General features: G+C 67.9%; 28 protein-coding genes. 8 read left to right on the top strand and 20 right to left on the bottom strand.

Going from position 1 to position 26124, the window contains the following annotated elements; translation table 11 throughout:
• Nucleotides 1-48: 48 nt before the first annotated feature.
• From R5H19_RS10670 to R5H19_RS10660, 3 genes are all read left to right on the top strand, one after another.
• Nucleotides 49-1272 carry a DUF4105 domain-containing protein gene (locus R5H19_RS10670; protein ID WP_318158986.1) on the top strand — a complete coding sequence of 408 codons (1224 nt, stop codon included), beginning with the start codon at nucleotides 49-51 and terminating at the stop codon, nucleotides 1270-1272.
• Between the two features lie 40 nt (nucleotides 1273-1312).
• A complete protein-coding gene (locus tag R5H19_RS10665; RefSeq protein WP_318158985.1) occupies nucleotides 1313-2329 on the top strand; it encodes a magnesium and cobalt transport protein CorA in 1017 nt (338 codons plus the stop codon).
• Nucleotides 2330-2405: 76 nt separating this feature from the next.
• Entirely contained in the window at nucleotides 2406-2969 is a 564-nt protein-coding gene (locus R5H19_RS10660) for an NUDIX hydrolase (protein ID WP_318158984.1), read from the top strand.
• Nucleotides 2970-3240: 271 nt separating this feature from the next.
• Here the strand turns inward: R5H19_RS10660 and R5H19_RS10655 are convergent, their stop codons facing one another.
• The 10 genes from R5H19_RS10655 to R5H19_RS10610 form a co-directional block, all read right to left on the bottom strand.
• The gene (locus R5H19_RS10655; protein WP_318158983.1) at nucleotides 3241-3540 is read right to left on the bottom strand and encodes an STAS domain-containing protein; all 300 of its coding nucleotides are present in this window, start codon (nucleotides 3538-3540) and stop codon (nucleotides 3241-3243) included.
• Nucleotides 3541-3550: 10 nt separating this feature from the next.
• Entirely contained in the window at nucleotides 3551-4726 is a 1176-nt protein-coding gene (locus tag R5H19_RS10650; RefSeq protein WP_318158982.1) for a methyl-accepting chemotaxis protein, read from the bottom strand.
• A gap of 17 nt (nucleotides 4727-4743) precedes the next feature.
• Nucleotides 4744-5835 carry a chemotaxis response regulator protein-glutamate methylesterase gene (locus R5H19_RS10645; protein ID WP_318158981.1) on the bottom strand — a complete coding sequence of 364 codons (1092 nt, stop codon included), beginning with the start codon at nucleotides 5833-5835 and terminating at the stop codon, nucleotides 4744-4746.
• A gap of 78 nt (nucleotides 5836-5913) precedes the next feature.
• Complete coding sequence (gene cheD / locus R5H19_RS10640; protein ID WP_318158980.1) at nucleotides 5914-6567, bottom strand: chemoreceptor glutamine deamidase CheD; 654 nt, start codon at nucleotides 6565-6567, stop codon at nucleotides 5914-5916.
• Nucleotides 6564-7448: a protein-glutamate O-methyltransferase gene (locus R5H19_RS10635; RefSeq protein WP_318158979.1), complete on the bottom strand. Its 885-nt coding sequence runs from the start codon at nucleotides 7446-7448 to the stop codon at nucleotides 6564-6566. Before R5H19_RS10635 ends, cheD begins: the two co-directional genes overlap by 4 nt.
• Before the next feature lies 1 nt (nucleotide 7449).
• Nucleotides 7450-9171: a methyl-accepting chemotaxis protein gene (locus R5H19_RS10630; protein WP_318158978.1), complete on the bottom strand. Its 1722-nt coding sequence runs from the start codon at nucleotides 9169-9171 to the stop codon at nucleotides 7450-7452.
• A 13-nt stretch (nucleotides 9172-9184) separates the two neighbouring features.
• Nucleotides 9185-9691: a chemotaxis protein CheW gene (locus R5H19_RS10625; protein ID WP_318158977.1), complete on the bottom strand. Its 507-nt coding sequence runs from the start codon at nucleotides 9689-9691 to the stop codon at nucleotides 9185-9187.
• A 230-nt stretch (nucleotides 9692-9921) separates the two neighbouring features.
• Nucleotides 9922-11919 (bottom strand): chemotaxis protein CheA, encoded by a 1998-nt coding sequence (locus R5H19_RS10620; protein ID WP_318158976.1) that lies wholly within the window; start codon nucleotides 11917-11919, stop codon nucleotides 9922-9924.
• Nucleotides 11920-11925: 6 nt separating this feature from the next.
• Complete coding sequence (locus R5H19_RS10615; RefSeq protein ID WP_318158975.1) at nucleotides 11926-12288, bottom strand: response regulator; 363 nt, start codon at nucleotides 12286-12288, stop codon at nucleotides 11926-11928.
• A 13-nt stretch (nucleotides 12289-12301) separates the two neighbouring features.
• The gene (locus R5H19_RS10610) at nucleotides 12302-12697 is read right to left on the bottom strand and encodes an STAS domain-containing protein (RefSeq protein ID WP_318158974.1); all 396 of its coding nucleotides are present in this window, start codon (nucleotides 12695-12697) and stop codon (nucleotides 12302-12304) included.
• A gap of 245 nt (nucleotides 12698-12942) precedes the next feature.
• Here R5H19_RS10610 and R5H19_RS10605 point away from each other — a divergent pair, with 245 nt between their 5' ends.
• From R5H19_RS10605 to R5H19_RS10585, 5 genes are all read left to right on the top strand, one after another.
• Nucleotides 12943-14079, top strand: a complete 1137-nt coding sequence (locus R5H19_RS10605) for a flagellar hook-length control protein FliK (protein ID WP_318158973.1) — start codon at nucleotides 12943-12945, stop codon at nucleotides 14077-14079.
• On the top strand, nucleotides 14076-14336 hold the full coding sequence (locus R5H19_RS10600; RefSeq protein ID WP_318158972.1) for a flagellar biosynthesis protein: 261 nt from the start codon (nucleotides 14076-14078) through the stop codon (nucleotides 14334-14336). The genes R5H19_RS10605 and R5H19_RS10600 overlap by 4 nt, the downstream gene beginning before the upstream one ends.
• 631 nt (nucleotides 14337-14967) lie before the next feature.
• The gene (locus tag R5H19_RS10595) at nucleotides 14968-16374 is read left to right on the top strand and encodes a hypothetical protein (protein ID WP_318158971.1); all 1407 of its coding nucleotides are present in this window, start codon (nucleotides 14968-14970) and stop codon (nucleotides 16372-16374) included.
• A gap of 367 nt (nucleotides 16375-16741) precedes the next feature.
• Nucleotides 16742-17056: a transposase gene (locus R5H19_RS10590; protein WP_318156981.1), complete on the top strand. Its 315-nt coding sequence runs from the start codon at nucleotides 16742-16744 to the stop codon at nucleotides 17054-17056.
• Nucleotides 17056-17874 carry an IS3 family transposase gene (locus R5H19_RS10585; RefSeq protein WP_318156980.1) on the top strand — a complete coding sequence of 273 codons (819 nt, stop codon included), beginning with the start codon at nucleotides 17056-17058 and terminating at the stop codon, nucleotides 17872-17874. Before R5H19_RS10590 ends, R5H19_RS10585 begins: the two co-directional genes overlap by 1 nt.
• A 112-nt stretch (nucleotides 17875-17986) precedes the next feature.
• Here R5H19_RS10585 and R5H19_RS10580 read toward each other — a convergent pair whose 3' ends face one another.
• The 10 genes from R5H19_RS10580 to R5H19_RS10535 form a co-directional block, all read right to left on the bottom strand.
• Complete coding sequence (locus tag R5H19_RS10580) at nucleotides 17987-18340, bottom strand: DUF2802 domain-containing protein (protein WP_318158970.1); 354 nt, start codon at nucleotides 18338-18340, stop codon at nucleotides 17987-17989.
• The gene (locus R5H19_RS10575; protein ID WP_318158969.1) at nucleotides 18330-18809 is read right to left on the bottom strand and encodes a chemotaxis protein CheW; all 480 of its coding nucleotides are present in this window, start codon (nucleotides 18807-18809) and stop codon (nucleotides 18330-18332) included. The genes R5H19_RS10580 and R5H19_RS10575 overlap by 11 nt, the downstream gene beginning before the upstream one ends.
• A 28-nt stretch (nucleotides 18810-18837) precedes the next feature.
• A complete protein-coding gene (motD, locus tag R5H19_RS10570) occupies nucleotides 18838-19884 on the bottom strand; it encodes a flagellar motor protein MotD (RefSeq protein ID WP_318158968.1) in 1047 nt (348 codons plus the stop codon).
• Nucleotides 19881-20621: a flagellar motor protein gene (locus R5H19_RS10565; RefSeq protein ID WP_318158967.1), complete on the bottom strand. Its 741-nt coding sequence runs from the start codon at nucleotides 20619-20621 to the stop codon at nucleotides 19881-19883. The genes motD and R5H19_RS10565 overlap by 4 nt, the downstream gene beginning before the upstream one ends.
• A gap of 5 nt (nucleotides 20622-20626) precedes the next feature.
• Nucleotides 20627-22495 (bottom strand): chemotaxis protein CheA, encoded by a 1869-nt coding sequence (locus R5H19_RS10560; protein WP_318158966.1) that lies wholly within the window; start codon nucleotides 22493-22495, stop codon nucleotides 20627-20629.
• Nucleotides 22496-23137: a protein phosphatase CheZ gene (locus tag R5H19_RS10555; protein ID WP_318158965.1), complete on the bottom strand. Its 642-nt coding sequence runs from the start codon at nucleotides 23135-23137 to the stop codon at nucleotides 22496-22498. It abuts the gene before it with no gap.
• Entirely contained in the window at nucleotides 23134-23541 is a 408-nt protein-coding gene (locus R5H19_RS10550; RefSeq protein ID WP_318158964.1) for a chemotaxis response regulator CheY, read from the bottom strand. The genes R5H19_RS10555 and R5H19_RS10550 overlap by 4 nt, the downstream gene beginning before the upstream one ends.
• Before the next feature lie 64 nt (nucleotides 23542-23605).
• Complete coding sequence (locus tag R5H19_RS10545) at nucleotides 23606-24334, bottom strand: RNA polymerase sigma factor FliA (protein WP_318158963.1); 729 nt, start codon at nucleotides 24332-24334, stop codon at nucleotides 23606-23608.
• Complete coding sequence (locus tag R5H19_RS10540; RefSeq protein ID WP_318159521.1) at nucleotides 24331-25266, bottom strand: P-loop NTPase; 936 nt, start codon at nucleotides 25264-25266, stop codon at nucleotides 24331-24333. The genes R5H19_RS10545 and R5H19_RS10540 overlap by 4 nt, the downstream gene beginning before the upstream one ends.
• Before the next feature lie 14 nt (nucleotides 25267-25280).
• A partial coding sequence (locus R5H19_RS10535; RefSeq protein ID WP_318158962.1) for an FtsK/SpoIIIE domain-containing protein occupies nucleotides 25281-26124 on the bottom strand: 844 nt, incomplete at its 5' end.

Raw genomic sequence — 26124 nt, 5'->3', positions numbered from 1 at the left:
CAGCCTCCCCTGCAAGCGGGGGAGGAGCAAAAGCGCACAGGCGTCTGCATGATTTTCCCCCGCCAGCAAACCCGTCACCGCCACCTGTACGCACTGCTGCTCGCACTGCTGCTCGCCATTCTTCCGGCCGCCCACGCCAGCGTCGCCAACGCGCCCGGTGCGAACCTCGAGGTGTCGCTGGTCACCTACGGCCCGGGCGAAACCTACTGGGAACGCTTCGGCCACGACGCGATCGAACTGCGCGACACGGTCTCGGGCGAGGCGGTCAACTTCAATTACGGCGTGTTCGATTTCAGCGAAAAGAACTTCCTGCTGAACTTCGCCCGCGGCCGCATGCATTACCTGATGGACGCGGCGCCCAGCGATGTCGACGAGCGTTACTACGTCGGGACCGGCCGCTCGATCACCCGCCAGCGGCTGGCGATGACGGCTGACCAATCCGCCGCGCTGCGCGATTTCCTGCTGTGGAACCTGCGCCCGGAAAATGCCGGCTACGCCTACGACTACTACGTCGACAACTGCACCACCCGCGTGCGCGACGCGCTGGACAAGGCGCTCGGCGGCGTGCTGGAAACCCGCCTGAAGGCACGCCCCGGCGGCATGACCTATCGTCAGCAGACCGTGCGGCTGATGAGCGCGCAGCCCTGGCTGATGCTGCTGCTCGACCTGGGCCTGGGTCCGTATGCCGACCAGCCGCTGGATGCCTGGCAGGAAAGCTTCCTGCCCGAGGTGCTGCAGGCGCAGCTGCGCGCGGTGCGCGTCGGCGACGGCCGCGGTGGCCTGCGCCCGCTGGTGCAGGACGAACGGCTCGTCTCGCCGAACCGGCTGCAGGCGCCACCGCCCACCGCGCCCGACCTGCGCCTGCCGCTGGCGCTGGCCGGCCTGCTGCTGGCCGCGCTGATCGTGCTCGCCCGTCGCCGCTGGCCGGCCGGCCATGCCCTGCTCGGCGCGCTGTACCTGCTTGCCGCCGGCCTGGTCGGCCTGCTGCTGCTTGGGTTGTGGACGCTGACCACCCACCATTCGGCCTGGGCCAACGCGAACCTGCTGCTGTTCAACCCGCTGGCGTTCGTGTTGCTGCCCACACTGTGGCGCGCGCGCCGCGGCCTCGCCGCCTCGCGCCTCATCGACGGCGCGATCGCACTGCAGCTGCTCGCCTGCATGGCCGCGGTGCTGCTGCACCTGTTGCCCGGCACCGTGCAGCAGAACCAGCCGTGGCTGCTGTTCGCCCTGCCGTGCTGGCTGGCGCTGGCGTGGAGCCTGCGCCGCCGGTGAGCCGATTGCCCCGTCCGAGGGTGCGGGGCATGATGCGCGCATGAATGCGATCCCGCCGCCGAGCGCACCGCCAGCCAGCAGCCCGCCGATGGTGGTCAACTGCATCGCCTACCGCAAGGACGGCAGCCGCGTCGGAGAAATCACCATCGACGCGATCAGCGACGTGCTGGCCGAACCGGACACCTTCGTATGGGTCGGCCTGTACGAGCCGGACGAGGCGCTGCTGGAAAAGATCCAGGACGAATTCGGCCTGCACGACCTGGCCATCGAAGACGCGCACGCCGCGCACCAGCGCACCAAGCTGGAAGCCTACGGCGACTCGCTGTTCCTGGTGGTGCAGACCGCGCAGCTGATCGGCGGCGAGCTGGCCTTCGGCGAGACGCACATCTTCTTCGGCCCGCGCTACCTGGTCACCGTGCGCCACGGCGCCTCGCAGTCCTACGCGCCGGCGCGGCGCACCTGCGAGCACGCGCCGGAGCTGCTGGCGAACGGACCCAGCTACGGGCTGTACGGCGTGCTCGACTTCATCGTCGACAACCTGCTGCCGATCGTGCGCGACTTCCGCGAGGAGGTGCAGCAGCTCGAGCACGACATCTTCGGCGAGACGTTCAAGAGCAGCACGATCCGCCGCCTGTACGACATGCAGCGCGACCTGATGACGCTGCGCCTGGCGGTCGCGCCGCTGCAGGACATCATCAACCAGCTGATCCGGCTGCATCCGAACCTGATCCCCGACGAACTGCGCGTGTACTTCCGCGACGTCTACGACCACGCCTTCCGCGTCAACGAGGCGATCGGCGCGATGCGCGAGATGCTCACCGCCGCGATCAACGTCAACCTGTCGCTGGTCAGCCTGCGCCAGAACGAGGTGATGAAGAAGCTCGCCGGCTGGGCCGCGATGCTCGCCGCGCCGACCCTGCTGACCAGCTGGTACGGCATGAACTTCACCCACATGCCCGAGCTCGCCCAGCCGTGGGCCTACCCCGCCATCATCATGGTGGTGGGCAGCGTGGTCGGCGGCATCTATCTCGGGCTGAAGCGCGCGAAATGGCTATAGTGCGCGGCGGGCGGTTGTCGCTGCCGCACGGACCGTTCAAGATGCCGGCCAACGCCCGCTCCGCACGCAACCGCCGATGAACGACTCCGCCAGCCATGTCCCCGCCGATGCCTTCGCACCGGTGGAAACCCTGTACGAAGGCCGCTGGCTGAGCCTGCGCAAGCGCGGCCGCTGGGAATACGCCGAGCGCAACCACCCCGGCGGCGCGGTGATCATCCTGGCGGTGACGCCGCAGGACAAGGTGCTGTTCGTCGAGCAGTACCGCGTATCGATCCTGCAGAACACCATCGAGATGCCGGCCGGCCTGGTCGGCGACGAACCCGGCCTGGCCGACGAAGACGCGCTGCTGGCGGCGCGCCGCGAGCTGGAGGAAGAAACCGGCTGGCGCTGCGCGCGGGTGGAGTTCGTCCATCGCGGCCCGTCGTCCTCGGGCATGAGCACCGAGATGATCGCCTTCGTGCGCGCCTGGGGCCTGGAAAAGGTCGGCCCCGGCGGCGGCGACGACACCGAGAACATCGTGGTGCACGAGGTGCCGCGCCGCGAAGCGGGCGCCTGGCTGTTCGCCCGCGCCGCGGAAGGCTACTCGATCGACCCGAAGCTGTTCGCCGGGCTGTGGTTCATCGAGCACGGCCGCGGCTGAGCGCAGCTCGCCGCGGACGGCAAGGCTCGCTGCGGGACCCTTCCGTCTGCGCGGGTCGAGAGGGACTCACCAGGTGCGCACGTCGACCACACTGACAGTGAAGCTGCTCATGCCGGACTGGTAGCGGAACATGCAGGACTACACCGTCAGCGTGGTCGACGTGCGTACCTGGTGAGGCATCCGGCGCCATGACACGAAAAAAGGCTCCGAAAGGAGCCTTTTCGTGTCCGACGCCGGCGATGCGCGGCCGGCGCGAAAACCGCCGACGCGCTCAGTGCAGCACGAACAACTTGTCGAAGCCGGCCACGCGCAGGGTGCCGCGCAGCTCGTCGGAGGCGTTGACGATACGGATGTCGGCGCGGTCGGCACCGGCGTGCTCGCGCAGCAGCAACAGCATGCCGAGCGCCGAGCTGTCCATGCCGGTGACCGCGCCCAGGTCGACCACGTAACTGCGCGCGGGCTTGCCGCTGCCCAAACAGGCGTCGTGGAAGTCGCGGTGGATGCTGAAGTCGAAGTGCTCGCCCAATTGCAGGGTGAGGCAGTCCAGTTCGTGGTCGTGGTGGACGATCATGTTGCCATCCTCAGAAGAGTTCGATTTCGCCGGCATCCATCGAGTTCTGCAGCGCCGGGCCGCGCGAGCGCAGGCGCGCCTTCTCGCGCTGGATCGCCAGCCGGCTGCGCACGCGCTGGGCGCGTTCCTCCAGCGCGTCGGCCTCGAGCGTGGCGCAGGCCAGTTCCTCGATGTCGCGGGTGCACTCGATGGTGATCTCCTGCAGTTCGGCGAGCCGGGTACGGGTCTGGCCGATCAGCTGGCTCAGGATGTCCTCGAACTGCAGCGAGCGCACCGTGGTGGAGACGTCGCTGCCGAGGCCGCGGCTGATCTCGACCACCTGGTCGGCCACCTTGCTGGTGCGCGCGTCGCTCTCGGTGACGTGGGCCATCATCGCGTCGATGCCGCCCTTGGCCGACAGCGCCACGTTGAGGTCCTGCGAGGCCATCGCGCCGATCAGGCCGCGCAGTTGCTCCATCGCCGTGCGGGCGCGCTCGACGTGGCCGCCGATCTGCCCGTTGAGCTGGTTGGAATTGCTGGCCAGGTTGCGGATCTCGCCGGCCACCACCGCGAAGCCGCGGCCGGACTCGCCGGCGCGCGCGGCCTCGATCGCGGCGTTCAGCGCCAGCAGGTTGGTTTCCTCGGCGATGGTGTTGACGTTGCGCAGCAGGCCGAACACCGCGTCCATCTCCTTCGCCATGCCGTCGATGCGGTAGACGATGCGCAGGCTCTCGCGCGACATCTGCACGATCATGCCCACGAAGTGCTGCAGCAGGTCGCCGGTGCGCGCGGCAAAGTCCTGCACCGACACGCCGCCGTCCTGCACGTCGATGATCTGCTTGAGCAGCGACTGTTGCAGCGCGGTCTTGCTGGACAGGCCGTCGAAGCCGCCGCCCAGTTCGGAGACCGCGTCGCGCAGCAGGTCCAGGCCCTGGTGCAGTTCGCGGGTGGCGTGGCCGAGCTCGTCGACCAGCGCGCTGCGCACGTCCTCCAGCGCCACGCGCACCGGTTCGCTGTTGGCGGCGGCGGCGGCGACCGGCGCCGGTGCGTCGGCGCGGGCGGCGACGGCCCATGCCGCGGTCAGCGCCAGCACCAGCAGCGGCGCCAGCCAGGCCGGGTGCCACAGCAGCGCCAGCAGAAGGGCCACGGCGCTGGCCAGCCAGCCGTGGAGCCGGGGCGGGGCGAGGAAGGCGGGAAGATGCGACATGATCCGGTATCCGCAGGTCAGGCGCCGACGGCGCCGGTGTGAAGTTGGCGGGCCAGCCCCAGCAGGCGCGCCGCGATATGGTCCAGCGGCAGCATCTCGCTCGCCGCGTCGAGCTTCCAGGCGGCGCCGGGCATGCCCCACACCACCGAGCTGGCCTCGTCCTGCACCAGCGTGGCGGCGCCGGACTGGCGCAGCTCGAGCAGGCCGCGCGCGCCGTCGTCACCCATGCCGGTGAGCACGGCGGCGATGGTGGCCGCGCCGGCGCTGGCCGCCAGCGAACGGAACAGCACGTCGACGCTGGGGCGGTGCCGGTTCACCGGCGGGCCGTCGTGCAGGCGGCACACGTACTTCGCGCCGTCCCACATCACCAGCAGGTGGTGGCTGCCGGGCGCGATGTAGGCATGGCCGGACTGGATCGGCTGGCCGTCCTGCGCCTCGCACACGCGCATCGCCGAGCAGCGGTCCATGCGCGCGGCGAACGGGCCGCTGAAGGCCGCGGGGATGTGCTGGGTCACCAGGATCGGCGGCGCGTCCGGCGGCATCGCCTCCAGCACCACGCGCACCGCCTCGGTGCCGCCGGTGGAGGCGCCGATCGCGATGATCGGGCTGCCGCCGCGGCTGCCCGGCATCTGCGCCCGCGGCAACACCGCATCGGCCGAGAGCCGCGGCGCCACGTCCAGCTTGCGCACCGTGGTGCGCGCGCGCGGCTTCGCCTGCGCCGCCTGCTTTACCTTGGCGCAGATCTCCCGCGCGCTGTCGCCGAAACTGTTGGCCAGGTCGCTGCTGGGCTTGGCCAGGAAGTCCACCGCGCCGAGCTCCAGCGCGCGCAGGGTCACCTCGGCACCCTGCATGGTCAGCGACGACACCATCACCACCGGCATCGGCCGCAGCCGCATCAGGTTTTCCAGGAAGGTCAGTCCGTCCATGCGCGGCATCTCGACGTCCAGCGTGAGCACGTCGGGATCGAGCTGCTTGATCTTCTCGCGGGCGATCAGCGGGTCCGCCGCCGTGCCCACGACTTCGATGCCCGGATCGCAGGCAAGCATGGTCGACATCAGCTTGCGCACTAGCGCGGAATCGTCGACTACCAGAACACGCACTCTTTCCATTGCCCACCTTGCCAATGCATCCACGGCCGCTGCCGCCGGCGGCGGCCCGGTCTTCGCGCCGCGGCGGACATCCCGCCGCTAGAACAGCTCGACCTCACCCTTTATCGGATCGTTTGCCAAACGCTTGAGGTAGCCGCGCTCGTCGGCCACCAGCGCCACGTCGTCGCTGCGCCGCAGCTGGCGCACGCGCGCCCGGCCGCTGTACGGGAAAAACTGCACCTGGCGCGGGTACACGTCGCCCAGGTCTTCCGCCACCAGTTGCAATTGCTCGGCAGCGATGTAGCGGTGCACGAAGTCGATGTTGCGCTGGCCCACGTCGCTGAGCTGGGCCAGCACACGGCCCCCGCCGAACACCTTCACGCGCAGGTCCGCGCGCTGTCCGCCCGCCTTCAATATCGCGTTGATCAACTGCTCCATCGCGTCGCTGCCGTAGCGCGCCGCGCGGCCCACGGTGGACGACCAGTCGCCGCGCTCGCCCATCGGCTCAGGCAACATGAAGTGGTTCATGCCGCCGATGCCGCGGTTCACGTCGTGGATGCAGGCCGACACGCAGGAGCCGAGCACGGTGCTGACCAGCTCGTCCTGTGCGCTCACGTAGAACTCGCCCGGCAGCACCTTCACCACCATGCGCTGCTGGCCCGGGTCCCAGAAGCGGCGCAGATGCTCGAAGCCGGGCATGGCCTCGAGCAGCGTGGGCAGCGCCCGGCGATCGGCCGTCCGCACTGGCGTCATCCGCGTTTCCGGTAGACGGTGCGGCCGATCAGGTCGAAATCGTCGCTGATGCCGTGCAGCGACTCGGAGTGGCCCAGGAACAGGTGGCCGCCCGCCGGCAGCAGCGCGGCGTAGCGGCGAAACAGCCGCTGCTTGGTCGGCTGGTCGAAGTAGATCACCACGTTGCGGCAGAAGATCACGTCGAACGGCCCGCGCATCGGCCACTCGTGCAGCAGGTTCAGCGGCTGCACGGTCACCAGTTCGCGCAGGCGCGGGTGCACGCAGGCGTAGCCCTCGTACTCGCCGGCGCCGCGCAGCATCCAGCGGCGCCGGCGCTCTTCACTGACGCCACCGAGCCGGTCCAGCGGATACACGCCGTTGCGCGCGGCCTCCAGCGCCTGCGGCGACAGGTCGGTGGCGAGGATCTTCGCGTCGACGCCCGCGGCGCCATGCTGTTCCAGCGCCTCGGCCAGCACCATCGCCAGCGCATACGGCTCCTCGCCGGTGGAACAGCCGGCCGACCAGATCCGCAGGCGGTCGCCGTCGCGGCGCTTGTGCTGCAACCACTGCGGCAGCAATTCGCGCTCCAGCAATTCGTAGTGGTGCGGCTCGCGGAAGAACGAAGTGACATTGGTACTGATCACGCTGGCCAGCTCGCCCAGCTCGCTCTGCGGATCGTCGCGCAGCAGCGCGCAATAGGCGGCGTAGTCCGGCAGGCCCAGCGCGCGCAGGCGCCGCGCCAGCCGTCCCTGCACCAGCTGGCGCTTGTGCTCGCCCAGCGCGATGCCGCAGTGCTGGTAGACGAAGTCGCGCAGGAAGCGGAACTCGGCGTTGCCGAGCAGGACCACGCCGTCGCCTGCCGGGGCGATATCGCCTGCGCCCGCACCGGCGGCGACGGCCATCTCAGAACTCCTTCCAGGCACCGGCATCCGCCGCCTCGGCGGCGACGGCGCGCGGCGGCGCCTTGCGCACGGCGGCAAACACCGCCTCGGTGGCCCGCGCCACGTCCTTTACGCGCTCCCGCGGCGCGCCCTCCGCCGCCGGGCGGCTGGCGGCGAGACGGAAGAAGCCCACCTGGCTGGTCAGGTCGCCGGCCTGCTCGTGCATGGCGCGGGCGGCGGCCGAGGCTTCCTCGACCAGCGCCGCGTTCTGCTGGGTCATCTCGTCCATCTGCATCACGGCGTTGTTGACCTGGTCGATGCCGGCCGACTGTTCCTGGCTGGCCGCGGCGATCTCGGCCACGATGTCAGTGACCTTCTTCACGCTGTCGACGATGTCGGCCAGCGCCTTGCCGGACTGGTTGACCAGCTCCGAGCCGCTGCGCACCTTCTCCTCGCTCTCGGCGATCAGGCCCTTGATCTCCTTCGCCGCGCCGGCGCTGCGCTGCGCCAGGCTGCGCACCTCGCTGGCCACCACGGCGAAGCCGCGGCCCTGCTCGCCGGCGCGCGCCGCTTCCACCGCGGCGTTCAGCGCCAGCAGGTTGGTCTGGAACGCGATCTCCTGGATCAGGCCCACGATGTCGCCGATCTTGCGGCTGGAGGCGTCGATCTCGGCCATCGCGGCGATCGCCTTGACCGCCACTTCGCCGCCATGCTCGGCCTGTTCGCGGGCGCCGCGCGCCAGCTGGTTGGCATGGCTGGCGTTCTCCGCGTTCTGCTTCACGGTGGAGGTCATCTGCTCCATCGACGAGGCGGTTTCCTCCAGGCTGGAGGCCTGTTCCTGCGTGCGCTGGCTGAGGTCGTCGTTGCCGCGCGCGATCTGCTGCGCCGCGCTGCTCACGGCGTCGGAACCGTGAAGCACCTCGCCCACGATCGCGCTGAGGCGCTCGTCCATCGTGCGGAAGGCGTCGAGCAGGCGGCCCAGTTCGTCGTTCCGGCGGGTCTTGATCTCGTGGCCCAGCTGCCCTTCGGCGATGGCATGCGCGACCTTGACCAGATGCGTCAGCGTGCCGCTGATCGAGCGCACCAGCAAGGTCGCCACCAGCAGCGCGAACAGCAGGCCGCCGGCCAGCGCGATCAGCACCAGCACCCGCACCATCCTGAAGCGGGCGAGCTGGTCCTGGTAGAGCTGTTTGACCTCGCCGCTCTGCGCCTGCACCAGCTGGTTGAGGGTATCCAGGCGCAGCATCAGCTCCGGGCGTACCTGCATCTCCAGCAGGTCGCCGGTGCCTTCGTCCTGCTGGGCCAGGGCGTCGTAGATGTCCTTCAGGTTGCTCTCGTAATCCGCGTCGGTGGCGCGGTAGGCCTTGTACTTCGCCATGATGCCCGCGCTCATCGGCAGCGCCGACAGTTTCTTGTCGACCTCGGCGATTTCCTTCTGGATCGTCCGGGATTCGGCGACCTTCTGCTTCACCTGGTCGGGCTTGCCGATCGCCCCCGCCGCCTCGCCGAGCACGACGAAGTTCAGCAGCGACTTGGAGCGCAGGTCGCCCATCAGCTGGGCCGGCACCATGGCGTCTTCGTAGCTGTGGCGCAGACCTTCGTTCTGCCATTGCATCATGCCCAGGCCGACCGCCGCGCCCGCCACGAGCATGATCCCGAGCAGGGAGAACGTGCCGATCAGGCGGGCCTTGACGGTGAGGCTCGGCAGCCTGGTGAAACGTGCCATGAATTTCTTGATGTTCATCGTGATTCCCGGATCAAGCGGCAACTTCGACATCCCGGACGTCCGTCAGCGCGGCGTCCAGGGTTTCAACGTCTTCCGGACGCATCAGCTTCTCCACGTCCAGCAGCATCACCATGCGTTCGACATGGGTGGCCAGGCCCTTCAGGTAGCGGGTGTCGACGATCGCGCCCATGTCCGGCACCGGCCGGATCGCCGCCATGTCGATGTCCACCACGTCGGACACCGCGTCCACCACGATGCCGAACAGGCGCTCGGCCACCGCCACGATGATCATCACCGTGCTGTCGCCGTAGCTCTCGCGCTCCAGGCCGAAGCGCAGGCGCAGGTCCATCACCGGCACGATCGCGCCGCGCAGGTTCAGCACGCCGAGCACGTAGGCGGGTGCCTGCGGAATCCGCGTGACCCGTGTCCAGCCGCGTATCTCGCGCACCGTCAGGATGTCGACGCCGTACTCCTCGCCGGCCAGGCTGAAGGTGAGCTGCTGCACGGTGGACGCGACGCCCTGCTTGCTGTCGTTCATTGACCTGTCACCTCGTGATGGAGGCCCGCGGCCCCCCGTTGTCTCTGCCTGTGTCGGCGTGGCCGGTGGAAACTTGAGCCGCACGGCGACGCCGGCGCTGCGCCGCGCAGCCGCGTGTGGCCGACCCCGCATGAAAAAACCGCCAGGCCGTTGCCGGCCCGGCGGATTGGCGCATGACGGCCGAAACCCGTGGCGATGGTCGCGCCGGCGCACGCCCGGCGTGCAGCGGCTCAGGCGGCCTTGCCGGTGACCTTGTTGCGCCGGCTCAGCTGCACCACGCCGCCCACGTCGACGATCAGCGCCACCGAGCCGTCGCTGAGGATGGTGGCGCCGGAGATGCCCTGCACGCGGCGGTAATGCGCCTCCAGCGACTTGATCACCGCCTGCTGCTGGCCCAGCAGGTCGTCCACCAGCAGGCCCACGCGGCGGCCATCGTCCTCGATCACCACCACGATGCCGCGCTCGATCTCGGTGACCGCCGCGGCGCAGCCGAAGGTCCGGTGCAGGCGCATGATCGGCAGGTACTCGTCGCGGAAATGGAACACCTCGCCGCCGCTGGCGAGGCGCCGCACCGCCTCCGGCCCGAGCCGCAGCGACTCGACGATGGAAATCAGCGGCACGATGTAGCGCTCCTCGCCCACCGCGGTGACCAGGCCGTCGATGATCGCCAGGGTCAGCGGCAAGGCGATGGTGAAGGTGCTGCCCTGGCCGGCCACGCTCTTCACGCTCACGCTGCCGCCGAGGTCGCGCACGTTGCGGCGGACCACGTCCATGCCCACGCCGCGGCCGGACAGGTCGGTGGCCTGCGCGGCGGTGGAGAAGCCGGGCGCGAAGATCAGCTCGGCCACCTCCTCGTCGGAAAGCTCCTGGCCCGGGCTGACCAGGCCGCGCTCGACCGCCTTGCCGAGGATCGCGGCACGATTGAGCCCTGCGCCGTCGTCGCTGATCCGCACGATGATGTTGCCGCCCTCGTGGTGGGCGTCCAGGGTGAGCGTACCGGCCTCGGACTTGCCCGCTGCACGGCGCTTCTCCGGCGTTTCCAGGCCGTGGTCGATCGCGTTGCGCACCAGGTGCACCAGCGGGTCGCCGATCTTCTCCAGCACGGTCTTGTCCAGCTCGGTGTGCTCGCCGTGCAGTTCCAGCTTCACCTGCTTGCCCAGCTTGCGTTCCAGGTCGCGCACCAGCCGCGGGAAGCGGTTGAACACGCTGCCGATCGGCAGCATGCGGATGCGCATCACGCTTTCCTGCAGCTCGCGCGTGTTGCGTTCCAGCTGCGCCAGGCCCTCGCGCAGGCGTTCCAGCCTGGAGAAATCGAAATGCTCGCCGATGTCGCTGAGCATCGCCTGGGTGATCACCAGCTCGCCCATCATGTTGATCAGCGCGTCGACCTTGTCGATGCCCACGCGGATCGAACCGCCTTCGCCGGAGGTGGCAGTCGCGGTGGCCTCGCGTGCCGACGGCGTGGCGGGCACGGGCGCCATTGCTGCGGGAGCGGCAACCGCTGCCGGTGCTTCCACGGCCACCGCCTCGATGGCCAGTTCGCAGTCGCCGTCGAGCCAGTCGAATACCGCGTCGACGTCGCCGCGTGCCACCGCGCCGTGCAGACGCAGCTCCCAGCCGAGATGGCACTGGCCGGGATCGAGCTCGGCCAGCCGCGCCGGCGCGCTGTCCAGCACGAAGGCGCGGCGCACTTCCAGCCGGCCCAGTTGGCCAAGCTCGCGGAACAGCCGCAGCGGGTCGTTGCCGGTCTGCAGCAGGTGCGGCAGCGCGACGAAACGGATGTCCCAGCCGTCCACGGCCGCCGCCTGCGGCGCGGCGGCGGGCGCCGCTGCCGCCGCGCCGCTGACCAGCCGCACCAGTTCGCCGCGCAGCGCCTCGCTGTCGGCGTCGGCCGCCGGCTGGCCGCTACTCGAGCGCGCCAGCATGGCGCGCAGGCAGTCGACCGAGCGCAGCAGCAGGTCGATCAGCCCGCCATCCACCGCGCGGCGTTCGCTGCGCACTTCCTCCAGCAGCGATTCGGCCACGTGGGTGAACGCGGCCACGTCGGCGAAGCCGAAGGTCGCCGCACCGCCCTTGATCGAATGCGCGGCGCGGAAGATCGTATGCACCAGCTCGAGGTCGGTCGCGCCCGAGTCCAGCGCCAGCAACGCCGCCTCCATCGCATCGAGCCCTTCCAGGCTCTCCTCGAAGAAGGTCTTGTGGAATTGAGTCAGGTCGACCGCGCCCATGGACGTCTAACCCAGCACGCGCTTGACGGTCGCCAGCAGTTGCTCCGGGTCGAACGGCTTGACCAGCCAGCCGGTGGCGCCGGCCGCCTTGCCTTCCATCTTCTTGTCGGTATGCGACTCGGTGGTCAGCATCAGGATCGGCACGCCCTTGTAGGCGTCCATCGCGCGCAGCTCGCGCACCATGGCGATGCCATCCATCACCGGCATGTTGACGTCGGCCAGCACCAGGTCGAACGCGCTGCCGCGCGCGACGTCCAGCGCCAGCTGCCCGTTCTCGGCCTCGGCCACCTCGTGGCCGGCGCCGCGCAGGGTGAACGCCACCATGCCGCGCATCGAAACCGAATCGTCCACCGCGAGAATCTTTGCCATGCTGCCACCTCGTTCAGGCCGGCCCTGCGGCCGGCAGTTCCAGAATCCGCGCCAGGCCGAGCAGGCCGGCCGCTTCGTTGAAGGCCGCGCTGGCGTTGCGCCAGTCCAGCGTGGCGCCGCGCGCCTGCAGCTCGCGCCGCAGCAGCACCAGCAGCTGCAGCGCCGCGGTATCGACACGCTCCACTTCGCCGGCATCCAGCACCACGCCGGCGCCTTGCTCCAGCGCGTCCAGCAACTGCACCTTCAGCGCGGCCTGGGCGGCGATGCGGCAGTCGGCCGGCAGCACCACCGCGGCGGCGCCGTCCGGTGCCGTCTGCCGTCCGCCCTGTTCCTGCTTCGCCGCTCGTTTGCCGGCCATGCCGCCACTCCACGCGCGCCCGTCGGCGCTGACGAGTGGCTTATCGGCCATCGGCGCGATCGCTTTAGGGCGCCGCGGAAAACCGCCGTCACTCCGGCGAAAGCCGGGGCCAGTGCCGGCAAACCCTTGAAGCACAACGGCGCCGGATGCCTGCTTGCGCAGGAATGTCCAGCGAAAATGCCGGCCGCGTATGCGCCAGGCGCCCGATACGGGCCGCGGCTCAAGTTCGCCCGGGCGCGGCCGATGTCCTGCTGGACGCCCCCACTCGCATCCACGGCCCGCGTGCAGGAACCGACGTGATCATCCAACCGACCAGCCTGGCCGCTCTCACCTGGGCCGGTGCAGCCTCCGGCACCACGGCGCAAAGCTGGCGCATCGGCAGCGTGCTGTCGGCGCGGCCGTTGGGGGTGAACCCGCAGGGCCTGCTGGTGCTGCAGGTCGGCGCGCTCACGGTGGAGACGGAGCTGCCCGGCAGCCAGTTGCCGGCGCAGTTCCAGGTGCGGGTGCTGAGCCTGGGCGCGCAGCCGCAACTGGAAGTGCTGTCGCATCCGGCCGACCCGACCTTCCAGCGCGTGCTGCGCGAACGCCTGCCGCAGCAGAACGGCTATGCGCCGCTGCTGGCCACGCTGGGCACGCTGGCGCAGCGGCCGGTGCTGCGCCAGCTGCCGCCGGACCTGCGCACGGCGCTGGCCCTGCTCGAGCAATCGCTGCGCACGCCCGCCGAAATCACCCGCGGCGAAGGCCTGCGCGAGGCGATCAGCCGCAGCGGCCTGTTCTTCGAATCCCGCCTGGCCAGCCCGCACGGCAGCCTGGCCGCACTGGCCGAGGATGACTGGAAAGGCGCGCTGCTGCGCCTGGCCGGCCTGCTCGACCGGCGTGCGCCGGCGCCCGCGCCGCCGAACCGCAGCGATGCCGCGCCGCCGCTGCTGCAGCGTGGCATGCAGGCGCAACCGCGCCTGCCGCTGGCGCCGGCCGACGACGGCGTGGAACTGCTGCTGGATCGCCTGCACGGTGACGTGAAGGCAGCGCTGGCACGGGTGGAAGTGGCCCAGCTGGAAGCCGGCGCCAGTCCGCTGCCGGCCTGGATGATCGAGATTCCGCTGCAAAGCAAGGACGGCCGCGACGTGCTGCAGCTGCAGCTGGAGTTCGCCGCCGATCCCGTCGACGGCAGTCATGGCTGGACGCTCGGCTTCGCGCTGGACTTGCCGACCCTGGGTCCGGTGCAGGGCGAACTGCAGTTGCGCGAACCGCGACTGGCGGTGCGGCTGTGGGCCGAACAGGCGGAGACGGCGCAACGGCTGGAACGTCAGTTCGGCCCGCTGCGCCAGCGGCTGGCCGCCTGCGGCGTGCTGCTCGACCAGTTGAGCTGCCAGGTCGGCCTGCCGCAGCCGCCGGGCCGGCACAGCGCCGTGCTGCTGCAGGCCACCGCATGAGTACGCCATCATCGCTGCGCCGGGTCAGCCTGCGGCTGGCCGGCGGCAACCAGGCCGAGATCAAGCCGCTGCCGCCCGAGACGCTGGAAGCCCTGCTGGCGCGCGCGCAGGTGCTGGGCCTGCCGCTGCATCACGATCCGCAGATCGCCGCCCTGCTGACCGGCTTGCGCCTGCGCGAGGACGTACCGGCGCTGCTCTACGCCGCGGCTGCCTCGGTGCTGGCGGCGGTGTACGACGCGGCGGAAGAACAAGGCTGATTCGCGCCACCGGCACACGTGGCGCGAGGATCAGCGCCGCCTCGTCGCACGACAGTCCAAAGCATGCAAGCCGTGGTCTGGCATCCGCGCCTTCGCACGCGAGTTGTCCTGCCGGCAAGTGAACATGGAACCCCTCTAGAACCCAGGCTGTAGTGGCTGACCCGTAGCACCCGCCACACCTCGCCCAGCAGCCGCCGCGACTTGCCCGCATCGGCATGCATATCGGCGTTTTCGGAGCAACAAGACATGCACACCTCATTTCGCGAGATATGCATGCCAGCATCCGCCTGCGCGGCGAGCCGAGACAGCCGGACAAGTCCTTGATGGTTTGCAGGGATTCCCACGCTTGACGGTGCCTCAGCGAGCGTGGAGCATGGGATGCATATGCCCCAAGTTGGGGCAGGATCATTGCGGTAATGCGCATCGAAGGCGGACAGATCCAGCTGATCGACCAGGTGGTGCACGGCATGGGCAAATGATCCCGGCACCAGTTGCGCCTGCAGATCCACCGGCAACAGCTGCGAACTCATGTCGATGTGCCGGTAACGCGCCATACCGATCCCCTTGTCCACGTGAGGGGTATTGAAGCAAGGTCGGCAGAGATTTTTCTACAACCTCATTAGGGCTCAACATGACTATCGTCTCTTTGAAGAGAGTTTCTGCGACAAAAGGAGAGCCGCTTCCCGTTGAAGTAGCATTTGAGAAAGGTTCCAATTATCAGCGAGTTCAGATTGAAGTGTATGATGCTGGTGTGGTGAATCCAATTTCAAGATTAGGCTTTGGCACAGATCCAAAAATAAAAAATGGAGTTTTCGAAGTAGATATAGATACCAATTACTTAGATCTAGGAATATTTGAAGTCAAAATGGTTAGATTTCACTCTCCAAAAGAACCTACAATATTGCCACAAGTTGATTTGATATCTGGAAAAGACTATGAACGTATGTTTTTTGAGATTATCGACAAAGAACAAGAGCCCCACACTCAGGCAGAGCTTCGTAAAAAAATATTAAATATTGAATATCATCTTGAACAAGAATTTTTGAAACCTGTTGACATTCGAAGTTCTAAAGACGCACAGTTAAAAAACTGTTGTGTGTTTGTATTTGTCCACAATCTTCTCATAGGCACAAGAATTCGATTTGATCACTTCGAAATGATCCCAACAAATAGCGGCCTAGGAGCTAAAGACCAAATAGATTTAGTGAATGAGTTTTTCAAAAATAACAGTAGCGTGAGATTAAATTTCCCATACAGCAACGAACTTCGTAATTCCTCGCAACGATCAAATCCTGCGTTCGTTTTACATTTCCCGGAAGTGATAGGATCGAATTATGATGAAATAAATAAGTATTGCATTGATAAAGCAGTTCTACTATTACTCGCTGCTGCCCTGTCAAGAGATTCCAGTGGTGAAATATTCGGGATAGTTTTGTTAGATCGCATTTCTGGAAAGGCCATGCACTACCCAATTTCGAACCCGTATATTGGCAACCTCTTGGTTGGGAATTTATCTGGGGAAAGTCCTCGGCAATTGGAAACTTACTTAGCGGGCCTTCAGACCAAACCCATAAACCAGTTTTTCGCCAGATTATTCAAAGAGGCTAGGCGCGAAAAAAATACCGACTTTCAGTACGTTAGATATTGGCAAATTCTCGAGACCCTTGCTGAAAGCCGAAATTATGATTCATCGAAACCCTTGCTTGACTATGAAGGTGAACCACTGAAAAATGACTCTCAATTGAGATATGTAAGAGGTAGTGTAAATATTGTATTTAACCTATTGCGAGAATCTCAAATCGGTAACACAAAGGATTCTTGGGAAAACGTCAATGTTTGGTTTGCATTTAGAAATTCAGTTGCCCATCAGGGATCCGTCTCTCGATACACAGAATTATCTCAAGACAGAAGTAAAGTATGGGCAAAATATGGGCTTGGCGAAATCCAACGATTAGGCGGACATGATAGATATTTATGGGAACTCAAAGAAGATGTAAAACTTCTCATAATGCGTGAACTGGTATTGAATCGGGGCTAGATTGTCCACTATCGCCCTAACCACTCCGTAAGAGACTTCCCGTCAATGCCGGCTGCATGAAGTTTTTGCCCTGGGCGTTCGGGCCGCTGCCGGATGGGATCTTCTGGTGTTGCATGTCCGCCGCATGACGGCGGGCAACGTGTGTCAGGCGGCGTTTCATTCAAACCTGTTCTGGCGCCGCTTCCGCCATGTCGCCTTTCTCTTGCTTTTTCTTGGCCACGCAAGAGAAAAGTAACTCAGGCGCCGCAGGCGACCGAAACGGCTTTGATCCAGCGGTGACGAAGAGCAAAGGCCCCTCTCCCCCAAGCCCTTTCTGTACTGACCCAGTGAAAACCTGCTCAGGTGTTACCTTGAAGAGGAACACCCCATGAGCATCACGATGGACGAAGAGATCAAGCGTTGGACGGCACGCCGGAAGGCGGCGCTGGTACTGGAGATCGTGCAAGGCAAGACCACGGTGGCGGAAGCCAGCCGGCAGTTTGACCTGCAGCCCTCCGAGATCGAGGAATGGATCGACCAGGGCAAGGCGGGGATGGAGAACGCCCTGCGCGCCAAGCCGGAAGATGTGCGCGAGCAGTACGAGCGACAGCTGAAGGACCTACAGGAGGCCTACGGCGAGGCCATGCTGGAGCTGCGCGCACGAAAAAAATTGGCGTCCCTGTTGGGCAAGGACGAGACCTGATGGTCACGATCCAGCAGGGACTGCAGGAGGACGGCATCGCGGTATCGATGGCCAAGCTGTGCCGGTGGTTTGGCGTGGCGCGACGCACGGTGTACTACCGGCCGACCAAGGCGCCGCCGGAGGTGAACGAGGCGTTGGCCACACCGATCAAGGCGTTGATTGAGGAAGAACCTTCGTTCGGTTACCGCACGGTGGCTGGGCTGCTGGGCATGAACAAGAACACCGTGCAGCGGATCTTCCAGCTCAAGGGCTGGCAGGTACGCAAGCGTGCGGTGGGCCATCGCCCGCGTGTCCAGGCCTTGCCTTCCGTGGCGACGGCACCGGATCAGCGCTGGGCCACCGACCTTTGCCGCATCTGGGGTGGTCGCGATGGCTGGCTGACGCTAGCCCTGGTCATCGACTGCCACACCCGCCAGCTGCTGGGCTGGCAGCTCTCGCGCAGTGGCAAGGCCAGCACGGCCGCCGCGGCCCTGGAGCAGGCACTGCTTGCGCGCTACGACACGTTGGGGCGGGTTGCAACGCCATTCCTGCTGCGCTCGGACAACGGCTTGGTGTTCACCAGCCGCATCTACACCCGGCTGGTGCGCAGCTACGGCCTGAAGCAGGAGTTCATCACCCCGCACTGCCCGCAGCAGAACGGCATGGTCGAGCGCGTCATCCGCACCTTGAAGGAGCAATGCGCCCATCGCCACCGCTTCGAGACCCAGCAGCACGCCATGCGCGTGATCGGCGACTGGATCGGCTTCTACAACCACCGGCGCCCGCATCAGGCACTGGGCATGAAGACACCCGCTCAAGCGTATGCTTTAGCGGCCTGACCTGTGCAGGAACCGCTGGGTCATTACATTTCCCTCGAGTGGGAGAGGAAAGCAGAGTCGCTGCCCATCATCAAAGGCAGCGCCGGGCACCGGGAGACGTTGAACCGGTGCTTTACCTGGCCGGCGGGCGCATCGCGAGCACCAGCTTCGCCTCGTCGCGCGACAGGCCGCAGCGGCTGACCAGTTGCTCCACGTCGGCACCTTCGCGCGCCAGTTGCTGGGCCAGTTCGTAGGATTGGCGGGTCGGCGGCGGTTGCTGTTCGATCCGGCCAAGCTGGCGCTGCAGCTGCCCCAGCGCGGTCACCAGCATCGAGGTCGGCACGTCGGTGCAGGCATAGGCCACGTCGCGCGACTGGGCGGCAACGCGCCGCTGCAGCTCGCGCAACTGGCGCCAGCCGTGGAACAGCAACACCGATTGCGCCAGTGCCAACAGCAGCAGCACGCCCACGCCAAGCTCAAGCCACATGGCTGCCGCCCTCATCCGCCCGGCACAGCCGGCGCACGTCGAGCAGGGCCACGAAACCGCCCTGCCAGGCCAGCACGCCGCTGACCGGATCGCCGGCGCGACTGACGCGCCCCGGCGGCGGCGGCGCGATCTCGATGCCGTCGCTGCACAGCAGTTCGCCGACCGCATCCACCCGCAGGCCGACCCGCTGGCCGGCGTGTGCCAGCATCACCACGCGCACGGTGGCCGGGTCCGCCGCCGGCAAGGCGGGCAGACCCAGTCGGCGACGGCCGTCCATCACCGGCACGATGCGTCCGCGCAGATGCCGCACGCCGAGCAGGTCGGGGGCGGCGCCCGGCACCGGAGTCAGCTCGCCGTCGCGGATGACCTCGCTGACCTCGTCCAGCGGCGCGGCGTACAGTTGCGCGCCGATCCGGAACGACAGCCAGTGGCGGCTCCCTGCGATGCTGTCAGCGACAGTGGCGTTCATGCGGTGACTCCATGATGGTGCGGCCCGCTCATCGGACGGCATGGGCCGGACTGGTGCGCTCGGACAGGCGGCCCGCGCGGTCGTTGGCGTCCGGCGCCGCCGTCGTGGCCGGCGCGGCGGATGCGTTGTCCGCCGCGCCGCTTTCGGACGAGGCCGGCGTCAGCGGCATGACGGCGCGCACGGTGGGCAGCATGGCGGGTGCCGGCGCCTCGGCCACTCCGGCATGCTGGCCGAGATCGTCGGCGTCGCTGTGCTCGCGCGTCGGCAGCGGGCTGTTGGACATCACCACCACCAGCACGCGACGGTTCTGGTTGCGGCCTTCCACGGTGGCGTTGTCGGCCACCGGGTGCATCTCGCCCCAGCCGATGATGCCCAGCCGGTCCTGGGCCACCCCGCTGTTGACGAACAGGCGCGCCACGCTGCCGGCGCGTGCCGCCGAGAGCTCCCAGTTCGAGGGGTATAGCGCGGTGTTGATCGGCACGTCGTCGGTAAAACCCTCGACGCGCAACGGATTGGCGAATTCCCCCAGCACGCCGGCAAGGCTGTGCAGGATGCCCTGCGCCGGCGCCGACAGCTGGGCCACTCCGCTGGGGAACAGGATATCGGTGCGGATCTCGATTTCCAGCCAGTCCACCTTGTTGCGCACCTCGACCATCTTGCGGTCGATCAGCGGCTGCAGCGCCTTGCGCACTTCGCTCTCGATGCGCCCGAGGTCCTGCTGCGGCGCGCTGCGGTTGGCCACGTCGCGCCCGTTGCCGCCGCGCAGCGCCACCGGGTGCGGCGGGATCGGCACCGCGATCGGCACCATCGACGCACCCGACTGGCCGGCCGGCGCGGCAATCGCCGGGTTGATGTTGTGCGGGCGCACGTGGGTGGGCGGCAGCGGCGCGATGGCGTGGCTGGAGCCGTTGAACGCCTCGATCAGCGACTCGGACATCACCCGGAACTTGCCCTCGTTGACCACCGAGACCGCATACATCACCACGAAGAATGCGAGCAGCAGGGTCATCAGGTCGGCGTACGGGATCGCCCAGGCCTCATGATTGAGGTGCTCGTCGTGCTTGCGCCGTTTCATGCCAGGTAACCCTGCAGGCGCGCCTCGATCTGCCGCGGATTGTCGCCCTGGGCGATCGACACCAGGCCCTCGATCAGGATCTCGCGCATCTGCGTCTGCTTGCTGATCAGGCCCTTCAGCCGGGCCGCCATCGGCAGCATGAACAGGTTGGCCAGCGCCACGCCGTAAATCGTGGCGACGAACGCCGCGGCGATGCCGTGGCCGAGCTTGCTCGGATCGGCCAGGTTCTGCATCACCGCCATCAGGCCCATCACCGCGCCGATGATGCCCAGCGTGGGCGAGTAGATGCCGGCCATCTCGTATACCTTGGCGGCGGCCAGGTCGATCGCCTCACGGGTCTCCAGGTCCACCTCCAGCACGCTGCGGATCGCCTCCGGCTCGCCGCCGTCGACCAGCAGTTGCAGCCCCTTGCTGACGAACGGGTCCGGCTCGGCCTCGATCTGCGGCTCCAGTCCGAGCAGGCCCTGCCGGCGCGAGATCTCGCTCCAGCCGACGATGCGGCTGATCAGGTCGCCCGGCTGGTGCTGCGGCGGCCGGTAGACCATCGAGAGCATCTTGAACGCGCGCTTGAGCACCTTGCCCTGGGTCTGCACCAGCAAGGCGGCAGCCGTGCCGGCAAAGACGATCACGAACGCCGCGGCGTTCCACAGCGCACCGACGGTGGAACCCTTCAGGATGGTGCCGATGATGATGACCAGAAAGGCCAGAATGGTGCCGATGATGCTTACCAGGTCCATGCCAGTCAGCCGGTGAGTTGCAGTGAAGTCGGGAATTGCCGGTCGCCGCTGGCCAGGCCGGCCAGGTCCATCACCAGCGCCAGCCGGCCGTCACCGGTGACGGTGGCGCCGGCGACGCCCGGCACGCCGTCGAACAGCGGGCCGAGCGGCTTGACGATGACGTCCTCGCGGCCGAGCACCTCGTGTACCAGGCAGCCCAGCCGCTGGTGGCCGATGTGCAGCACGGCCACGTGCCGGCCCGCGCTCGCGGCCGCCGCAGCGGCCCAGCCGACCAGGTCGACCAGCGGCAGCGCACGGTCACGGTGCCGGGCGACCAGGCGACCGTCCAGCAGGCCATCCTGGCCGTCGTCGAGTTCGAACACCTCCTCCACGTTGCCCAGCGGCAAGGCGAGCAGGCGCTTGTCCACGCGCACCATCAGCACGCGCAGCACGGCCAGGGTCAGCGGCACCGCCAGCTCCAGCTCGCTGCCGTGGCCGAGTCGCGAATGCACCGCCAGGGTGCCGCCCAACTCGGTAATGCGGGTCTTCACCACGTCCATGCCCACGCCGCGGCCGGAGATGTCCGACACCGCCGCGGCGGTGCTGAAGCCGGGGCGGAAGATCAGCTCGTAGCACTCGACTTCGGACAGCCGTGCGGCCTGCGCCGCGTCGACCACGCCCTTCTCGACCGCCTTGCGGCGCAGGATCTCCGGGTCCATGCCGCGGCCGTCGTCGCGCACCGCGATCACGATGCGCTCGCCGCGCTGGCTGGCCGACAGGCACACCCGGCCCTTGCGCGGCTTGCCGGCCTGTTCGCGCTCGCCGGGCATCTCCACGCCATGGTCGAGCGCGTTGCGCAGCAGGTGGATCAGCGGGTCGGCCAGGGCCTCGACCAGGCTGCGGTCGAGGTCGGTGCCCTCGCCTTCCAGCACCAGTTCCACTTCCTTGCCGAGCTGGCGCGCCAGGTCGCGCACGATGCGCGGAAAGCGCTGGAACAAGCGGCCCACCGGCTGCATGCGCATCCCCATCACCGCGCTCTGCAGTTCGTCGGTGATGCGATCCAGTTCGCCGGCCGCTTCGGCCAGTGCCTCGTTGCCGTGACGCGCGGCCAGGCTGAGCAGGCGATTGCGCGCCAGCACCAGTTCGCCGGCGTGGTTGACCAGCGTATCCAGCCGCGCGGTATCCACCCGCACGGTGCTCTCCGCCGGCGCCGCGTGGTGCGCGGGAGCGACGGGAGCAGCCGGCGTCGGCGGCACGGCAGCGGCCGGTGGCGCTGCGCCGGGCTGGCCGGCCTTGCCGTGCAGCGTGTCCAGCAGCGCCTCGAACTCGTCGTCGTCGATCGTCGCCGCCGGCGCGGCCGGCAACGGCGCCGGCGCGACAGTGCCCGGCGCGGCGCTGCCGTACATGCTGTCCAGCAGTGCCTCGAATTCGCTGTCGTCGATCGTGCCGCCGCCGGTCGCCGCGGGCGCCGGCGCCGGCGCCGGCGCGGCGACCGGTACGACCGCCGCCGGCCGGTTGTCCGGCAGCAGCGATGCCAGCAGCGCCGGCGGCGGCATGTCCAGCGGCGCTCCGCTGCCCACTGCCCCCATCATGCCGTTGAGCAGGTCGAGCGACTCGAGCAGCGCGTCCATGTGGACGGCGCCCAGCACCAGCTTGCCGTTGCGGGCCTCGTTGAGCAGGTCCTCGGCGTGATGGCACAGCACCACCATCGGTTCCAGCGCCAGGAACCCGGCGCCGCCCTTGACCGTGTGGAAGGCGCGGAACACGGCATTCAGCAGCTCGCCGTCACCCGGCGCCGCTTCCAGCCCGACCAGCTGCTCGTCCAGCCGCTGCAGCAGCTCGCCGGCCTCGACCAGGAAATCCTGGCGCAGCTCGTTGTCGAAATCCGCGTTCACCTAGAACCCGAACTCGCTGAGCAGGCGATCGGCATCCTCCTGGCTGGACACCTTCACCGCACCCACCGGCGCCTCGGCGCCGGCCAGCGCGCCGGTCAGCCGCACCAGCTCCAGCAGCGACGATTCGACCGTGCCGATGAAGCTGGCGACTTTCTTGATGCGCTGCCCGGTCAGGTCCTGCCACGACTGCGCCAGCACCATGTCGGCGAGGCCGTCGCGGCAGCTGCCGGCGAACGCCACCGCCTCGCGCGCCAGTACCGCGGCGGCGTCGTTGCCGTTGGTCCATTCGAGCACCTGGCCGGCGTTGCGCGTCAGCGATTCGGCCTGCGGCCGCATGCGCTCGGCGAAATCGAGGCTGCGATGGGCGGCCTGCGCGCTCATCTCCAGCACGTCCTGCAGGTGCTGGCGCGCATCGGCCATGATGCCGGGCACGCCTTCCTGGGCCAGTTCGCCGCCGAGCCGGCGCACCGCGTCGTGCAGTTCGCGGGCCAGTTGGCCGAGCGCGCGGAACAGGCGCTGCTCGCGCTGGCGCACGATCGCGTCCAGCGCCTGCTCGAAGGCCGGGCCGTCGGGGCTGTTCAGCAGGTTGCGCAGTTCGGGCGGCAGGGTCTCGTCGATGGCGAGGGAGGATGGTGCGTTCATGCGCTGACTCCGCTGGCGGCGATCCGTTCGAAGATCTTGGTGAGCTTTTCCTTGAGGGTGACCGCGGTGAACGGCTTGACGATGTAGCCGTTCACGCCGGCCTGCGCGGCGGCGATGATCTGGTCGCGGTTGTTCTCGGCGGTGACCATCAGCACCGGCAGGCCTTTCAGCGACTCCTCCGTGCGGATCGCGCGCAGCAGGTCGATGCCGGTCATGTTCGGCATGTTCCAGTCGGTCACCACCAGGTCGAACGGCTGGCTGCGCAGCAGCGCCAGTGCACTCTCGCCGTCGTCGGCCTCCTGGATCAGCGGGTTGCTGAAGCCCAGCTCGACCAGCAGGTTGCGGACGATCCGTCGCATGGTGGAAAAGTCGTCCACCACCAGGATTTTCATGTTCTTGTCCAAACGTCTTCTCCACGTGCGGTACAGGCCGAGGTCCGGCCGCGGGGATTCGGGGGGATTTACTCGATCAACTGCGCCAACCGGCAAGCCGCGCGCGCAACCGGATCACCGCCTGCCCGTGGATCTGGCACACGCGCGATTCGCTCACGCCGAGCACGGCGCCGATTTCCTTGAGGTTCAGTTCCTGCTCGTAGTACAGCGACATCACCATCTGCTCGCGCTCGGGCAGGCCGCCGATCGCCTCGGCCAGCGCCTCGCGCATGCCGTCGCGCTCGATGTTCTCGGACGGGCCCAGGCTGCCTTCGTCGGCCACGTCGAGCACCGAGCCCTCCTCGCCGTCGTCCGATGCGGTAAGGCTGAGCAGGCGCACGCAGGCCGCGTCGGCAAGCACCTGGTGGTACTCCTCCACGCCGATGCCCAGCCGCCGCATGACTTCGGCGTCGTCGGCCTCGGCGCCGGTCTCGGTCTCGATCTGGCGAACCACCTCGGCCACTTCGCGGGTCTTGCGGTGCACCGAACGCGGGGTCCAGTCGGTCTTGCGCAACTCGTCCAGCATGGCGCCACGGATGCGGATGCCCGCATACGTCTCGAAGCTGGCGCCCTTGTCGTGGGCGAAGTGCCGTGCCGCCTCCAGCAAGCCGATCATTCCCGCCTGGATCAGGTCACCCACGTCGACGCTGGCCGGCAACCGCCCCATCAGGTGATAGGCGATCCGCCGGACCAGCGGCGCGTGCCGACGTACCAGTTCGTCGGCACTCTCGCGGGAAAGTTGCAGATATTCCGAAGCCACGCTCATCTCGGCACCCCACCCACCGGTGTTGTCCGGCCTCCAAAAAAAGCGATCCGGTCGAGACCCGCGCGGTCGGGCTCCACCCATTTATCGACCGCACCGGCCAATTGCTTGAATGCCAGCGCGGCGTGGCTGGACGGCCACAGGTCGACCACCGCGCACTGCCGGCGGATGGCCTGGCGCAGGCGCTCGTCGTGCGGCACCCAGCCGCCGAACTCGATCACCACGTCGAGGAAGCGGTCGCTGACCCGCGCCAGCTTCTGGTGCAGCGCCCGCGCGTCACCCTCGTTGCGCACCATGTTGGCGACCATGCGGATGCGCCGCACGCCGAAATCGCGGCTGAGCACCTTGGTCAGGCCGTAGGCATCGGTCAGAGACGCCGGCTCGTCGCACACCACCACGATCACCTCGGCGGCGGCCGCGGCGAACATCGTCACGTTGTCCGACAGGCCGGCGGCGGTATCCACCAGCAGGTATTCGGGCGGCTGCGCCAGTTCGTCGAAGGCGCGGATGATCGCGGCGTGCTCGCCGTTGTCCAGCTGCGCCAGCCGGCGCGCGCCGGAACCGGCCGGCACCACGCGCAGGCCGCGCGGCGCGCCCAGCATCAGTTCGTCCAGCGTGCATTCGCCGTCGAGCAGGTGGCCGATGTGGCGCGACGGCGTGAGGCCCAGCATCACGTCGACGTTGGCCAGGCCCATGTCGGCATCCAGCAGCACCACGTCGTGCCCGGCCACCGACAGCGCCATGCCCAGGTTCACCGCCACCGTGCTCTTGCCGACGCCGCCCTTGCCGCCGGCCACAGCGATCGTGCGGCAGGGCCGCTGCGCGGCCGACACGGCGGCCAGCAGGCTGCTGGCCTGGTGGGCGGACGGCGTGTCCGCCGCGGGCCGGCCGCTCGTGACCGACAACAGCTGCTTCAGTCCGGAAGCCTGATCCATCGCCAATGCTCCGCTCATGCGCCAGCCACCGCGAAGCCGAAGCGCTCGGCCATCAGGCCGTCGTCGGGCGGCGGGCTTTTCAGCGACTTCGCAGCGCGGCACACCAGCGCGCGCGCATCCGCCGCAGCGATGTCCTCGGGCACGCGCTGGCCGTCGGTGACGTAGTCCAGCGGCAGCTTGTGGCGGATCAGCACCGACAAGGCGCCGCCCAGCGCCGGCGCCTCGTCCAGCTTGGTCAGGATGCAGGCCTGCGGCTTCAGCGGCAGGTAGGCGCGGACCGCCTCGTCCAGCGCCTGCGACTGCGCGTTCGCCGCCAGCACCAGGCAGGCGCGCAGGCCGCCGGCGTCGGCGAGGATCTCCAGTTGCTGGTTGAGCCGCGGGTCGCTGCCGGCGACGCCGGCGGTGTCGATCAGCACGGTATGACTGCCGCGCAGCATCTCCAGCACCTTGTGCAGGCTCCGCGCGTCGTAGGCCGGGTAGACCCGCGCGCCGAGCAGCCGGCCGTAGTGCTCCAGCTGCGCGGCGGCGCCGATGCGGTAGTGGTCGGTGCTGACCAGCGCCACCTGGTCGGCGCCGTGGCGCATCACCGCTCTCGCAGCGAGTTTCGCAATGGTCGTGGTCTTGCCCACGCCGGTCGGGCCGACCAGCGCGACGACGCTGCTGTCGTCGCCGGACAGGTCGCGGCCGCTCACCATCAGGCTGCGGCTGAGCATGCCCAGCGGCAGGTAGCGTGCCTGGTCGGCGTTGATCTGCTCGGGCAGTTCAGCCACCAGCGTGCGCGCCACGTCGGGTTCGATCCCGAGCCGGGTCATCTCGCGCAGGATCCGCGCACGCAGCGGCTGGCGCCGCTCCAGGTCG

The organism is Rhodanobacter sp. KK11, from assembly GCF_033345435.1.
Taxonomy (GTDB): Bacteria; Pseudomonadota; Gammaproteobacteria; order Xanthomonadales; family Rhodanobacteraceae; genus Rhodanobacter.
This window is presented reverse-complemented; position numbering and strand designations above follow the sequence as displayed.

What these genes read in the sequence shown, in the direction of transcription:
- R5H19_RS10540 (WP_318159521.1), bottom strand. Translation starts at nt 25,266, where the DNA reads ATGGATCAGGCTTCCGGACTGAAGCAGCTGTTGTCGGTCACGAGCGGC.
- R5H19_RS10670 (WP_318158986.1), top strand. Translation starts at nt 49, where the DNA reads ATGATTTTCCCCCGCCAGCAAACCCGTCACCGCCACCTGTACGCACTG.
- R5H19_RS10575 (WP_318158969.1), bottom strand. Translation starts at nt 18,809, where the DNA reads ATGAACGCCACTGTCGCTGACAGCATCGCAGGGAGCCGCCACTGGCTG.
- R5H19_RS10595 (WP_318158971.1), top strand. Translation starts at nt 14,968, where the DNA reads ATGACTATCGTCTCTTTGAAGAGAGTTTCTGCGACAAAAGGAGAGCCG.
- R5H19_RS10625 (WP_318158977.1), bottom strand. Translation starts at nt 9,691, where the DNA reads ATGAACGACAGCAAGCAGGGCGTCGCGTCCACCGTGCAGCAGCTCACC.
- R5H19_RS10655 (WP_318158983.1), bottom strand. Translation starts at nt 3,540, where the DNA reads ATGATCGTCCACCACGACCACGAACTGGACTGCCTCACCCTGCAATTG.
- R5H19_RS10555 (WP_318158965.1), bottom strand. Translation starts at nt 23,137, where the DNA reads ATGAACGCACCATCCTCCCTCGCCATCGACGAGACCCTGCCGCCCGAA.
- R5H19_RS10660 (WP_318158984.1), top strand. Translation starts at nt 2,406, where the DNA reads ATGAACGACTCCGCCAGCCATGTCCCCGCCGATGCCTTCGCACCGGTG.
- R5H19_RS10665 (WP_318158985.1), top strand. Translation starts at nt 1,313, where the DNA reads ATGAATGCGATCCCGCCGCCGAGCGCACCGCCAGCCAGCAGCCCGCCG.
- R5H19_RS10590 (WP_318156981.1), top strand. Translation starts at nt 16,742, where the DNA reads ATGAGCATCACGATGGACGAAGAGATCAAGCGTTGGACGGCACGCCGG.
- cheD (WP_318158980.1), bottom strand. Translation starts at nt 6,567, where the DNA reads ATGACGCCAGTGCGGACGGCCGATCGCCGGGCGCTGCCCACGCTGCTC.
- R5H19_RS10630 (WP_318158978.1), bottom strand. Translation starts at nt 9,171, where the DNA reads ATGAACATCAAGAAATTCATGGCACGTTTCACCAGGCTGCCGAGCCTC.
- R5H19_RS10650 (WP_318158982.1), bottom strand. Translation starts at nt 4,726, where the DNA reads ATGTCGCATCTTCCCGCCTTCCTCGCCCCGCCCCGGCTCCACGGCTGG.
- R5H19_RS10600 (WP_318158972.1), top strand. Translation starts at nt 14,076, where the DNA reads ATGAGTACGCCATCATCGCTGCGCCGGGTCAGCCTGCGGCTGGCCGGC.
- R5H19_RS10610 (WP_318158974.1), bottom strand. Translation starts at nt 12,697, where the DNA reads ATGGCCGATAAGCCACTCGTCAGCGCCGACGGGCGCGCGTGGAGTGGC.
- R5H19_RS10635 (WP_318158979.1), bottom strand. Translation starts at nt 7,448, where the DNA reads ATGGCCGTCGCCGCCGGTGCGGGCGCAGGCGATATCGCCCCGGCAGGC.
- R5H19_RS10620 (WP_318158976.1), bottom strand. Translation starts at nt 11,919, where the DNA reads ATGGGCGCGGTCGACCTGACTCAATTCCACAAGACCTTCTTCGAGGAG.
- R5H19_RS10580 (WP_318158970.1), bottom strand. Translation starts at nt 18,340, where the DNA reads ATGTGGCTTGAGCTTGGCGTGGGCGTGCTGCTGCTGTTGGCACTGGCG.
- R5H19_RS10585 (WP_318156980.1), top strand. Translation starts at nt 17,056, where the DNA reads ATGGTCACGATCCAGCAGGGACTGCAGGAGGACGGCATCGCGGTATCG.
- R5H19_RS10545 (WP_318158963.1), bottom strand. Translation starts at nt 24,334, where the DNA reads ATGAGCGTGGCTTCGGAATATCTGCAACTTTCCCGCGAGAGTGCCGAC.
- R5H19_RS10565 (WP_318158967.1), bottom strand. Translation starts at nt 20,621, where the DNA reads ATGGACCTGGTAAGCATCATCGGCACCATTCTGGCCTTTCTGGTCATC.
- R5H19_RS10615 (WP_318158975.1), bottom strand. Translation starts at nt 12,288, where the DNA reads ATGGCAAAGATTCTCGCGGTGGACGATTCGGTTTCGATGCGCGGCATG.
- R5H19_RS10645 (WP_318158981.1), bottom strand. Translation starts at nt 5,835, where the DNA reads ATGGAAAGAGTGCGTGTTCTGGTAGTCGACGATTCCGCGCTAGTGCGC.
- motD (WP_318158968.1), bottom strand. Translation starts at nt 19,884, where the DNA reads ATGAAACGGCGCAAGCACGACGAGCACCTCAATCATGAGGCCTGGGCG.